10 protein-coding genes and 1 riboswitch are annotated in these 12,675 nt (G+C 33.2%); of the genes, 9 read left to right on the top strand and 1 reads right to left on the bottom strand.

Going from position 1 to position 12,675, the window contains the following annotated elements; all coding sequences use genetic code 11:
- Positions 1–18: 18 nt before the first annotated feature.
- From eutH to BUB36_RS10820, 3 genes are all read left to right on the top strand, one after another.
- The gene (eutH, locus tag BUB36_RS10830) at positions 19–1,119 is read left to right on the top strand and encodes an ethanolamine utilization protein EutH (RefSeq protein ID WP_073149854.1); all 1,101 of its coding nucleotides are present in this window, start codon (positions 19–21) and stop codon (positions 1,117–1,119) included.
- Between the two features lie 62 nt (positions 1,120–1,181).
- Positions 1,182–1,631, top strand: coding sequence for a cupin domain-containing protein (locus BUB36_RS10825; protein WP_073149852.1), 450 nt, complete (start codon positions 1,182–1,184; stop codon positions 1,629–1,631).
- A gap of 83 nt (positions 1,632–1,714) precedes the next feature.
- The gene (locus BUB36_RS10820) at positions 1,715–2,878 is read left to right on the top strand and encodes a 1-propanol dehydrogenase PduQ (RefSeq protein WP_073149850.1); all 1,164 of its coding nucleotides are present in this window, start codon (positions 1,715–1,717) and stop codon (positions 2,876–2,878) included.
- Between the two features lie 294 nt (positions 2,879–3,172).
- Here the strand turns inward: BUB36_RS10820 and BUB36_RS10815 are convergent, their stop codons facing one another.
- On the bottom strand, positions 3,173–5,020 hold the full coding sequence (locus tag BUB36_RS10815) for a 5'-nucleotidase C-terminal domain-containing protein (protein ID WP_073149848.1): 1,848 nt from the start codon (positions 5,018–5,020) through the stop codon (positions 3,173–3,175).
- Between the two features lie 400 nt (positions 5,021–5,420).
- Here BUB36_RS10815 and BUB36_RS10810 point away from each other — a divergent pair, with 400 nt between their 5' ends.
- From BUB36_RS10810 to BUB36_RS10785, 6 genes are all read left to right on the top strand, one after another.
- Positions 5,421–6,008, top strand: coding sequence for a TetR/AcrR family transcriptional regulator (locus BUB36_RS10810; protein WP_073149846.1), 588 nt, complete (start codon positions 5,421–5,423; stop codon positions 6,006–6,008).
- A 213-nt stretch (positions 6,009–6,221) separates the two neighbouring features.
- Positions 6,222–7,325, top strand: coding sequence for an efflux RND transporter periplasmic adaptor subunit (locus BUB36_RS10805; protein ID WP_073149844.1), 1,104 nt, complete (start codon positions 6,222–6,224; stop codon positions 7,323–7,325).
- Positions 7,325–10,402: an efflux RND transporter permease subunit gene (locus tag BUB36_RS10800; protein ID WP_073149842.1), complete on the top strand. Its 3,078-nt coding sequence runs from the start codon at positions 7,325–7,327 to the stop codon at positions 10,400–10,402. Before BUB36_RS10805 ends, BUB36_RS10800 begins: the two co-directional genes overlap by 1 nt.
- Positions 10,403–10,772: 370 nt before the next feature.
- Positions 10,773–10,983, top strand: a riboswitch (cobalamin riboswitch).
- Between the two features lie 524 nt (positions 10,984–11,507).
- Complete coding sequence (locus BUB36_RS10795) at positions 11,508–11,783, top strand: DUF5320 domain-containing protein (protein ID WP_073149840.1); 276 nt, start codon at positions 11,508–11,510, stop codon at positions 11,781–11,783.
- 177 nt (positions 11,784–11,960) lie between these two features.
- On the top strand, positions 11,961–12,323 hold the full coding sequence (locus BUB36_RS10790) for a DUF134 domain-containing protein (protein WP_073149837.1): 363 nt from the start codon (positions 11,961–11,963) through the stop codon (positions 12,321–12,323).
- Positions 12,324–12,479: 156 nt separating this feature from the next.
- On the top strand, positions 12,480–12,674 hold the full coding sequence (locus BUB36_RS10785; protein ID WP_073149835.1) for a DUF5320 domain-containing protein: 195 nt from the start codon (positions 12,480–12,482) through the stop codon (positions 12,672–12,674).
- The last annotated feature ends 1 nt before the right edge of the window (position 12,675 follow it).

The following is a 12,675-nucleotide window of genomic DNA, read 5'->3' as shown; positions in this document are numbered from 1 at the left end:
GTTGAAGGGGGTAAAATTATGAGTATTAATGAAATTATTGTTTATATTATGGTAGTCTTTATGGTTATAGGTGCTGTAGATAAGATTTTAGGAAATAAATACGGATTTGGCGAGCAATTTGATGAAGGTATTATGGCAATGGGGTCCCTTGCAGTTGCAATGGTAGGGGTAGTATCACTGGCACCAGTCCTTGCAACCATATTAAAGCCTGTTGTAGTGCCTGTTTATACAGCATTAGGAGCAGATCCTGCTATGTTTGCAACTACTTTGTTAGCAAATGATATGGGTGGATATCCATTGGCTATGGAATTAGCCCAGAGCCGTGAAGCAGGACTATTTGCAGGTTTAATCTTAGGAGGAATGATGGGACCTACCATAGTTTTCACAATTCCTGTAGCCCTTGGAATAATTAATAAGGAAGATCATAGATTTTTAGCAACTGGTATATTAGCAGGTTTGATCACTATTCCTATTGGCTGCTTAGCAGGCGGAATAGTTGCTGGATTTGAGCTTTCTATGATACTTAGCAACCTAGTACCAATTATCATAGTATCACTATTATTAGCATTTGGTTTATGGAAGATACCTGAAAAAATGATAAAGGGCTTTACGGTATTTGGCAAAGGTGTTGTTGCAGTAATAACTATTGGTTTGGCAGCGATAATTATTGAAACCTTAACAGGTATAGTTGTAATACCAGGTATGGCTCCAGTTTCAGATGGTATTGAAATAGTTGGATCTATTGCTTTAATGTTGGCAGGAGCATTTCCAATGGTACATTTTATCACAAAGGTATTTAAGAAACCATTATTAAAATTAGGTAAGCTATTGGGAATGGGAGATGTTGCAGCAGCGGGAATGGTTGCATCCTTAGCAAATAATATACCTATGTTTGGGTTAATGAAGGATATGGATGATAGAGGAAAAATTATTAATGTTGCATTTGCAGTAAGCGCTTCATTCGTATTTGGAGATCACCTTGGATTTACTGCTGGAGTTGCCAAGGATATGATATTCCCAATGGTTGTAGGTAAACTAGTAGCAGGTGCTACAGCAGTAGTTTTAGCAATAATTATAGCTAATAAATCATTAAAAAATAAAGTATCACAGAGTAGCTAATAATTGTAAAGGATTACTCTAAGGATAGATGTATTAGCTGCAATGAAGGAGGTAGCTTAATAATGAGTGAAATTAATAAGCAAATGCTAGAAAAGATAATTAAAAAGGTTATTTTAGAACATATGGGACAGACCCAAGAGGAGTTTATAAAGTATTCAGATAAAAGTGGAGTTATTTCTATCAAGGGTGATACAGTAAAGCCAGAGAAATTTGACACAGGTAAAGAAGGTGATGAAGTATATCTAAAGGATGTACTATCGATAGAAGAAAGTCCTAGGCTTGGATGCGGTATAATGGAAATGAAGGAATCATCCTTTGACTGGACACTTAAGTATGATGAAATAGATTATGTTATAGATGGAACCTTAGAAATAGTAATTGATGATATAAAGGTTGTTGGAAAAAAAGGAGATATTATACTTATTCCTAAGAATACAACTATTAAATTTAGCACTCCAAATTCTTGTAGATTTATGTATGTAGTATATCCAGCCAATTGGCAGGAACAGTAATTTCCTATATAAATATAAAAATAAAAATACTGTGTCTATGGTAAATATAGGTGCAGTATTTTCTATGTTAGGAGGGCATAAAAATGAATAGATTTCAAATAAAGACCCAAGTTTATTCTGGATGTAATTCGACAACCTATTTAGAAAGCATAGATGCTGAAAGGGCATGTATAGTTACAGATAAGCTTATGGTTGAACTGGGAATAGTAGATAAGATTATTGAAGTCCTTAGAAAAAACAAAATAGAGCATAAAATATTTGATGAAGTCCAGTCTGATCCATCCCTTGAGACAGTTACTAGAGGGTTACATCATATAATAAAGACAAAACCTGACTTATTGATAGCTGTGGGAGGTGGGTCAGCTATAGATGCAGCCAAAGCCATAATGTTTTTTTGTATAAAAACAAAGGAGGAATTAGTTGATAAAAAAGCTATTAAAAAACCTTGGTTTGTGGCAATACCAACTACTAGTGGTACAGGCTCTGAGGTAACAACTTATTCTGTTATTACTGATAAAAATAGGAACATAAAAATTCCTATATCAGATGAACTAATGGTTCCTGATGTAGCGATACTTGATCCACAGTTTACTAAGACTGTTCCTCCCTCTGTGACTGCCGATACAGGAATGGATGTATTAACCCATTCTATTGAGGCATTGGTATCAAAGGGGGCATCGGAATATACAGATATGTTTGCACAGAAATCTATAGAGCTAGTATTTAAGTATTTACTAAGGGCATTTAAAGATGGCAAGGATATGACAGCTAGGGGGAAAATGCATGATGCCTCATGTATGGCAGGTATTGCCTTTACCAATGCAGGCTTAGGAATAACCCATAGCTTAGCCCACGCAGTTGGAGCTAAATATAATTTATCCCATGGAAGGGCAAATGCAATATTATTACCATACGTTATAGAATATAATTCTGGAATAAAGGATAATCATATATATAGGTCAAATATCGGTGATAGATATAGATTTATATCAAGGTTACTTGGATTACCTTCTTCTACCATAGAGGAAGGTGTTATAGCTCTCATTGAAGCAATAAAGACAATAAATAAAATTCTTAATATACCTATAACTTTTAAGGCACTAGGAATAGATAGAAATAAATTTGAAAAAAACCTAAATAATATTGCTGAAAATGCCATTAATGATATGTGTACAATGTCTAATCCAAAGGAAGTTAATAAAGAAGACATGATAAATATATTGGAAAGAGCGTATTTTGGCATATAAAGTTGAATAAATCTATCTACTACCGTAGGTATTCCAAGTAGTCTACTGCTACCATATGGTTTAGGGATTTCTGACCTTCTTACTGATTTGGGTTTATAAATTAGTAAAGCCTGACCTTACTATACAATCAATCCAATAAATATACAAACAATAAAACAGAAAATACTTTTGCCTTATTCACTGCATTATTCCTTTCCATGGATAGAACTTGGGGCATAGCAACTAAAAACGCTTTGTTTTAAAGCAACAAAGCGTTTTTTATACATCTAGAAAAAGAGGTATTGATTTATCCTTTTAATTTGCAGGTATTAATAATTTTTGTCCAGGATAAATTAGATTAGGATTCTTTAACTTGTTGAATTCTGTAATTTTTTGATATGTAGTTCCAAATTTTTTTGCAATCTTCCATAACATATCATTAATTTGAACAGTATATGTTTTTATGGTGTCTTGTTGCTGCTTTGGCTCTGCTAACTGTTGTTCTTCAGCTACTGGTTTAGATACCTCTATTATGTAGTCAACTGGTTCTGGGGTAATAGTTTTAGTTTCTTTTATAGCTTCTACAAGCATATCTCTAATTGGAATATAAGTGTTTACAACATTTTTTGCATTAGAGAAGTCATAGCCATCTCCACCTGTTAACATGAAATCATTAATAACAACTGTATAGTACTTATCCATTTCAAGGGGGGTACCGTCTTCTAGAGCTATAGAAGTTATTCTATTTTCAAATTCTTTATTCTTATCATATTCAACCTTGAGACCTGAGAATTGTCCATCGGTAATGTTAGGATTTAATATACCATGATCAATTGCTTTCTTCAAATCTTTACCTGATAGCTCCATTGTCACAAGAGTATTATCAAATGGCATTATTTCATACAAATCACCCATTGTTATATCGCCTGAATATAGACTTCTTCTAAGTCCTCCACCATTTTGAATAGCCACTTGACATCCAGTTCGTTTCCTCTTCATATCGCAAACCCATTTACCTAGTAATGAAACATTTGATTCGTTTCTGTTATGGGTAAATTCTTCCTTTGCAGTTCCGATAACTTCTTTTAAGATAGGATTTAAATCTTCGGTATATTTTTCATAAACTTTAGAAGCTTCTTCATCTGCTATAAGATTATTTTTATTTTTATATACATTATCTACTGAAGCAGTAATGTCTTTTACTGTTTTATCATCATTTAATTCAATAGATATTTTACCAAGGGCACGACCGTGTTTGTAAGCTTGTACAATTGGAACTTCATTCACTTTACCAGCCACTGTTTGATGGCTGTGTGCAGATACTATTGCATCTAAACCTTCAACCTTATTAGCTAATTCAGCTGCAAGCCCAGTAATTTCCTTTGTTTCTCTATCTTGTTTAGAATCAATATGAGTAAGTGCTATTATTACATCAGGTGTACCTTCTTTAGCCTTTCCATTCTTTAGATAATCAACCCATGTTTGCGCAGCCTTAACAGGGTCTTTAAATTCAAGACCAGTTACATTTTCTGCCTTTGTTAAAGTAACGGTGTCAGGATGAGCTAGACCTACAAAAGCAATTTTAATATCGGCTTTTTCAACGATTAGGTAAGGCTTTGCCCAATCAACGGGTTTACCTGTATTAGCATCATAGATATTTGCTGCAAGGAAATTAAAGCCTCCGTCTTTAGCCCATTTTTCCATGTGCTGTATACCCCAATCAAATTCATGATTACCAACTGCTGATGCTACTACACCCATAGCCTTCATCATTTCAGATACAGGAGCTCCATATGTAAGGTTTGATAGTGCAGAACCTTGATAGTTATCTCCACCAGATACAACTATGGTATTAGGATTTTTTTTCAGTGCATCTTTTACATAACCTACTATTTTTGCCATTCCTATATTTTTTCCTGTTTCTCTAACGTCTTCTGCTAGATTACCATGAAAGTCATTAAAGGTAATAATATCAACAGTATTAACTATTTGATTTTGAGCTTCCGATTCAGTAACAGCTTCTGTTGTGGAAGTGTTACCATTAGGTTCAGCAGCAGTCTCGTCAGCAAAAATAAATGATGTGCTCATCGTAAATAACATCATTGTCACTACTAATAAGCTTAGAAGTGATTTGCTTTTACACATTTGTAGCAATTTTTTCATTTCAGTCCCTCCATTACTATATTTTGTTATATACATTATATAGATTCTATACTTTGCAATAATATCCTTTTTATCTTAGGTATTTTTACTGAGGGATATAAATTTATTTATGTATCTATATCAATTAAATGTAAGGAATTTTTAACTACTAAAAAACTCGAACTTTTTTCGCAAGAAATTACATAGCTAAAACAGAGCACTATAAGGAAAATCAAAACTATTGCCAGTAAAATATTGGTGCAAATTGTTTTAAGAAAATTTACCAGAAAGACCCTAGTACTTGCAGCTTGCAAGTAAAACCCGTCGTCAGACGCCTTTGATCTTATTTCAGTATATCTTAAAAGTTTATTTGACAAAGGCTATTATTTCCATTAAAATTTTAAAATAGAGGAGGTATATTTTGGCACAGTTTTTAAAAGAAGAAATCAGAAAAAGGATTATTGAATCTGCAATAAAAGAATTTAGAGAAAAAGGATATGATAAGGCATCTATAAAAAATATTTCGAAGGGAGCTGATGTCGCTGTAGGTAATTTGTATAGGTATTTTGAAAATAAGGAAGCCTTACTAAAAGAAGTTGTTAATCCAGTTTTTAAAGAACTGGCTCAAATGATAAATACGGAAAATATGCTAGAAAATATAGATTATAAGAGTTATATTTTTGATAATCTAAATCGTTTTTTAGATTTGTACATTGATAATAAAACAATTTTTTTTATAGTAATTGATGGTTGTAAAGGGACTAAAACAGGATATATAATAGAAGATTTCATTGATATGCTTGCAGATAATATAAATAATTTAGTTAATAAATTTAATACTGATAGTTGTATCAATATGTATGAATTTTCCCATGCTTTAGCAGTAGCTGTTGTTCAGGGGGGGATAAGCATTTTGAGGAACAGTAAGGATGAAGATGTCAAAAACAATTTTTTCCAATATATCAGTTTTTTAATGAACGATTTTGCTGAACGTATTAATAAAATCTAATTATTTTTTACTTAATAATGAATGGTCGTTCGCTTATTTTATTATTTAAAAGTGAATAAGAATTCATTTATGTTGATTTTGAAGGGAGGTATGTCTTGATATCAATAGGTATGACTAGAAAAGGGTAAGTTACAATTTAACGGGTAGATGGAGGAGTACATGAAAAAGTGTCGATGAACTTTATAAATTTATTCAGTGTAGAGGAGGTTCCATATGAATAAGAAGATTTTATTTAGTGTGCAAATAATTTTGATACTAGTTCTTACATTGACAGGATGCTCTAAAACAGAAGAAGTAGCTGTAGAGGAAAAAGTGAGAGCTGTTAAAGCTGAAGAGATAAAAGAATCTGAAATGCCCGTTTTACTTTCATATTTAGGCACGGTAGACTCCCAGGATATAGTGAAATATGGATTTAAGACACCAGGGAAGTTAGGAAGAATTTTTGTAAATGAAGGAGATGAGGTTAAAAAGGGAGATAAGCTTGCTCAGCTTGATATACAAGACCTTCAGTTTCAGTTTAATGCTGCAAAGTCTACCTTAGAAGCAGCTGATTTAAATGTACAAAAGGCTAAGGATGCCTATGAGTATGCCCAAAGTCTACTGGCAAGGGTTGAAAAATTATATAAAAAAGGAAGTGTAACTGAGGATTCCTACGATAAAGCAAAGCTTCAAGTTTCTACAACTGAGCATACATATAATCAGGCACAGGCACAATATCAGAAGGCTAAGACAGACTATAGCTATAAAAAAAGCCTGTTGGAGGATGCAACACTTTATGCTGACCAGGATGGAAGTGTAGTAAAAGTTCCCTTTGAAGAAAGTGAACTTATTCCTCAGGGCTATCCCGTTGTAGTTGTCAGAAGTGTTCAGAGGGTTGTAAATGTAGGTATTGCACAAAAAGATTTAAACAAAATTAACATCGGTATGAAAGCCTATGTAGAAGTAGATGGACAGAAGGCAGAAGGAATAGTAACCAATATAGCTGAAGCACCAGATGCTGAAACAAGGACGTATAATGCAGAAGTAACAGTACAAGGAAATGTTTATAAATTAGGATCTATTGCCAAGGTTGACTTTGATCTAGGAAAAGAGAAGGCTATTTGGATACCTGTTACATGCCTTTTATCTAATGGTGAAAACTATGTCTATGTTGTAAGAAACGGCAGAGCATTTAAAACGATAGTGGAGCTAGAAAGAACATATGGAGATCATATAAGGGTTAAAGGTCTTAAAGCAGGTGATATGGTGGTAACCAGCGGAATGAAAAATCTAAGTGATGGCATCAAGGTAAAAGTTATAGGGCGGGAGGGAGTATAATGAGTAATCTCATAAGTAGTATGATAGACCGCAGAAGAATAATAGTGTTTTTAACAGTAATAATTGCTATTGCGGGTGTTATATGCTACTATCATCTTCCAAGACAGGAGAGTCCTGACGTTTCTGCTCCTATAGCAATGGTAATAACACCCTATCCAGGGGCATCAGCAGAAGATGTTGATCAGCTTGTTACAAAGAAGATAGAAGATGAATTATCTGAATTGGATGGCTATGATTACAGCATGACGGTATCAAAGGATAGTGTTTCAATTGTGGGTGTCATATTTCACAGTAATGTTGATACAGATCAGTCAATGCAGAATGTAAGAAATGCTGTGGCCGATATAAGAAGTGAGCTTCCTGCTGGATGCTTTCAAAGTATTATAAATACAGACCTTGTTGAAACAGCAGGTATTATTATAAGTCTATCGGGAGAAAATTACAGCTATGAACAGCTTGCATCCTTTGGTGAGCAGTTTAAAGAAAAGCTGATAGATATAGAGGGAGTATCCAGATTTTGTATTAATGGCGATTTGGAGAAGGAAGTTGAAGTAAAAATAGATGTAGCAAGACTTAATCAGTTGGGAGTATCATTAGAAGATGTATATACCTTACTTAGGGCTCAAAATATAGAAATTCCATCGGGCGATATTGAATGTGGGCAGCAAAAAATTAAGGTTAAAACCTTCGGTAACTATTCTTCACTTCAGGATATCAGGAATACCATTGTGGCAGTTTCAAGAGAAACAGGAGTAGTTACAAGGCTTGGAGATATTGCAGATATAAAGATGATTGTTGAAGATGATGTTGAGAAATTTAAACAGGATGGAAAAAATGCTGTTCTTCTTACAGGTTATTTTGAGGATAGTAAAAATGTTGTCATTATAGGAAAAGATGTGAGATTAGCCATTGATGAATTAAAGGCTCAGCTTCCTGAGGATCTTGTGATACAAGAAGTTGTCTATCAACCCCAGGATGTAAGTGATTCTACAAATGAATTTATGAACAATCTTTTGGTAGGGGTATTATTTGTAATTGTTGTTGTTTGTTTGGGAATGGGACTTAGGAATGCTATCGTAGTTTCCACTGCTGTTCCTCTTTCAATATTGATTACCTTTACAGTAATGTATTTTAGTGGAATTAAAATTCATCAGATTTCATTAACTGCTCTTATTATAGCCTTGGGGATTTTAGTGGATAATGCCATAGTTGTTAGCGATATGATTCAAGTGAGAATGAATGATGGGGAGGACAGAATATCGGCAGTGCGTAATGGTACTAAGATGTCTGCTGTACCAATTTTTACTGCTACCCTTACTACAATCGCAGCCTTTTCTCCACTTTTGGGTATTCATGGTGTTGTAGGAGAATTTGTCAAAACAGTGCCTCTAGTTCTAATAATTTCGGTTATTGCTTCTTATGTGGTAGCTATGTTTGTTATGCCTTCTATGGCTGCAATATTCTTTAAAGTTGAAAAGCAAGATAAGAGGAAAGAGGGTATTGTAAGAGCATTTTTCAGAAACACATTGAAAATGGCATTAAAGGCAAAAGTTTTAACTATAGCTACGGTATTTATTGTACTTGTTTTGGTTGTGAAATTTATTTTACCGCTGCTTAGCTCACAGTTTTTCCCTTATGTTGATAAAAATTTGGTATATATAGATATGTTTTGTGAAAAGTCAGGAGATATTAATGCAACAGAAAAGCTAACGGATGAAGTTACACAGCTACTGTCAAAGCAGCCTGAAATAACAAGTACTACTGTTGCTATTGGAGACGGTATGCCTAAATTTTATATAACGATGCTTCCTGCTATGCCATCAAAGGATTATGCTCAGATGGTATGTAAGTTTGATTTAGGAAAAAAAGGAGAGATGAGGTTTAAAAATAGGAAGCAGTTTGCCGATTATCTACAGGAACTACTGGATAAAAATATTCCAAATGGAGATTGCCAAGTTAAGCTCCTTGAATATGCTAAGCCTCTTCCTAAAGTATGTGTGAAGATAGGAGGACAAGATTTAGATAGGTTAGAAGAAATAGCTAATAAGTTGGAGCATGAAGTGAAGAAAATTGAGGGGACCAGTAATATAAGGACAGATATGGCAGATGACACTTTCCAATTTGAGGTGCATGTTGATGAAGATAAGGCGAGTAGCCTAGGAGTTACCAAATATGATATTCAAAGACAAATTAACATAGGATTGTATGGAGCAACAGCTACTGTATTTAGAAAAGATGGTAAAGAATATAATATTAAGATAAAAAGTGATATGAAGAGTATAAAAGACCTTGAAAATCTAGAAATTAAATCTTCAATAACTGGAAAGAAGGTACCTCTTAAGCAGATTGCAAATGTAGGGTTTGGACCTAAAAAGGATTGTGTAAAAAGGTATAAATGTAAGAAAACAGTTGCAGTAGAGGGCGGTGTGCTTGAAGGTTATGACGCATCATTAGTTGAAGATAAGATAGAAAATGAAATATTACCTAAAATAGATACTTTTGGTGCAAAGATAACCTTTGATGGTGAAAGAGAAATGATTAAAGAGTATTTTACAATTGTGGCGATACTTGCGATTATAGCCATATTCATAATATATATAATCCTTGTAATTCAGTTTAATTCCTTTATTCAACCATTGGTTATTCTTATGACAATACCCCTATCAATAATAGGGTCTACTATTGGTCTGTTTGTATTAGATAAACCCTTGTCATTTATGGCATTTTTAGGTGTTGTGGCATTGATAGGGTTGGTTGTTAAAAATGGGATACTCCTTATCGAATATATTAATGATTCAAGAAAACGAGGATATACTATAGATGAAGCATGTATTGATGCAGTGGAAAAAAGATTTAATGCCATTATATTAAGTGCGGCTACCACAGTAATGGGACTTGTACCCCTTGCATTTTCAGGTAGTGAATTATTTTCACCTATGGCAGTTTCCCTTATGGCAGGACTGATAGTATCCACATTCCTTACAATGGTAATAATTCCTGTGATATACAGCTTGATAGAAACATTTATTGAGAAACGTAAAATTATAAAACAAAGATCTAAAACGATAAATGAGTAAAATACTTAGTGTAAAACTATTGTAGAAAAAAATAAAAAGAGAATAGCTTCTTCTGTTATGATGGAAGTGTAAAAGCAACACATCAAAGCATATGAAAGGAGCTATTCTCATGAATAATATTATGCAGGAAATTATGACAAAAATCATTAAAGATGAAGAAATTGCATAATACATTTAAAGAATTTTGGAGTATAAAATGTAGTAGAGAGAGTCAAGAAAGCTATCTACATTATTGTATTTCAAAAATATTAGTGGTAATTACGCAAGTTTTTTAGAATTTTTTTAATTTTCTTCCTACAATATCTTGATACACAATCTTCCGAGATATTGACAATGATTCCTGCTTATGTTATGATTATTATTAACAATTGAAAAAAGTAAATTAATAGGTTATCATATATGAGATTAAAAGGGAAAACGGTGAGAATCCGTTACAGCCCCCGCTACTGTAAACGATGACGAACCCTGTTTATCCACTGTCCAGTGCTTAATGCTATTATTGATGGTATTGAGTGGCGGATGGGAAGGAAGGGAGAGGAAGAATCGTGAGTCAGGAGACCTGCCTATTAATACATCTAATCTTTCGGAGGGAAAGGCATTAGGAAATTTTATAATAGATATTAATGCTTATATATTAATACATAATAAGTCGCATGATTACTTACAAATTTTAGCAAAAAAGACTCCGATTTGAATTGGAGTCTTTTTTATATAGTAATAAACCCTTTCACATTTCTCCTTTTTCTATAAAGGAAAGATCTTAGTATATTAATTACTAAGGTCTTTTTTTATTGTTAAAAAACTGAAATGTTTTTTGCGAAAAATTGAATAGTTAAAATATAGTAAAATAGAGTGCTAGAAAAAATTCAAACTATTACAAGTAAAGTTTTAGAAGTAAGAATTAAGGTTTTTTTAGACCTAAAAGAATGACCTTAAAACCTGGAACATGGAACTCAAAACGCACTCTACGGGCGCCTTTGTCCAGCTTTTATATACCAAGTTTAAGTATAAAAATATAACAATAGTTATTGACATATACCCAAAACATGATACAATATAATCATAAAGGGTATATACCCAAAACAAAAAAGAGGAGATGATTTAAGTGCCAAGAAATGATGGAACAGGACCACTTGGAAAGGGACCTATGACAGGCAGAGGCTTAGGTCAATGTAATGATGGTAGAAGCTTTGGGTTAGGCAGAGGAGGAAGAAGAGCAGGCTTAGGATGTAGAAGAGGATTTGGAAGATTTTTTTATAACTATTATGCAAACCCTAAGGATCAAAAAGCTATTTTAGAAAAGGAAAAAGAAATTTTAGAGTTAGAGCTAAAGAATGTAAATGATACTTTGAAAAACTATTCAGAGGACGATGCAAAATAAAGGGGTGAATTTACTTCCCCCCTTTATTTTGCTAAGATATAATTATTAAGGGTCTGAAATATTTCTAAAGCATTAATCATCAAAGGAATTTGAGAATGATAACTGGGCAAAATTATATATTGAAATACTATTTAAAATTTAACCTGATAATTGGAATTGATAAGGGAGGGAAGTAAAATGCCTAGACCTAAAAAATGGAGAAGAGTTTGTAAACTGCCAGATATTAAAGCTTATGGACCAGTAAATATAGATGATGTTAATGATAAGGATGCTGTTATTATGACAGTTGAAGAACTGGAAACGATAAGGCTTATAGACTTAGAAGAAATGAATCAAATAGATTGTGCTGAATTAATGGGGGTGGCACGTTCAACTGTTCAAAGAATATATAATGATGCTAGAAGAAAGATTGCTAAAAGTATAATAGCAGGTAAAGTTTTAAAGGTTAAAGGTGGAAACTATAAAGTTTGTAGCACCGACGTGGGTATGGAGATGTGTAATAATTGTTTTAGGAAGAGACATAGACATGGGAGAAAATGATGTTATAGGGAGCTTGGAAAAGGAATAAAATCAGAAAATATTTCCAATTAAATTATTGACATATACCCAAAATATTGATATCCTTATACTATAGGTTATTGGCATATGACAATAAATATCTGATATTATTGAAAGATTAAAAGGAGGGATATTTGTATGCCAAAATTTGATGGAACAGGACCCGATGGCAAAGGTTCGATGACGGGTCGTGGAAGAGGGTATTGTGTACTTCCTTTAGAGGAGGTAAAATCTCCAATGATTTGGAAACAACTTAATTCAACTATAAATGGTGACAAAACTGTTACGGATATAAATAATAATAAAGAAATATCTGATAGAAAAGGGGATTAAA

It is taken from the genome of Paramaledivibacter caminithermalis DSM 15212, assembly GCF_900142245.1.
GTDB lineage: Bacteria > Bacillota > Clostridia > Peptostreptococcales > Caminicellaceae > Paramaledivibacter > Paramaledivibacter caminithermalis.
This window is presented reverse-complemented; position numbering and strand designations above follow the sequence as displayed.

What these genes read in the sequence shown, in the direction of transcription:
- eutH (WP_073149854.1), top strand. Translation starts at nt 19, where the DNA reads ATGAGTATTAATGAAATTATTGTTTATATTATGGTAGTCTTTATGGTT.
- BUB36_RS10825 (WP_073149852.1), top strand. Translation starts at nt 1,182, where the DNA reads ATGAGTGAAATTAATAAGCAAATGCTAGAAAAGATAATTAAAAAGGTT.
- BUB36_RS10820 (WP_073149850.1), top strand. Translation starts at nt 1,715, where the DNA reads ATGAATAGATTTCAAATAAAGACCCAAGTTTATTCTGGATGTAATTCG.
- BUB36_RS10815 (WP_073149848.1), bottom strand. Translation starts at nt 5,020, where the DNA reads ATGAAAAAATTGCTACAAATGTGTAAAAGCAAATCACTTCTAAGCTTA.
- BUB36_RS10805 (WP_073149844.1), top strand. Translation starts at nt 6,222, where the DNA reads ATGAATAAGAAGATTTTATTTAGTGTGCAAATAATTTTGATACTAGTT.
- BUB36_RS10800 (WP_073149842.1), top strand. Translation starts at nt 7,325, where the DNA reads ATGAGTAATCTCATAAGTAGTATGATAGACCGCAGAAGAATAATAGTG.
- BUB36_RS10790 (WP_073149837.1), top strand. Translation starts at nt 11,961, where the DNA reads ATGCCTAGACCTAAAAAATGGAGAAGAGTTTGTAAACTGCCAGATATT.
- BUB36_RS10785 (WP_073149835.1), top strand. Translation starts at nt 12,480, where the DNA reads ATGCCAAAATTTGATGGAACAGGACCCGATGGCAAAGGTTCGATGACG.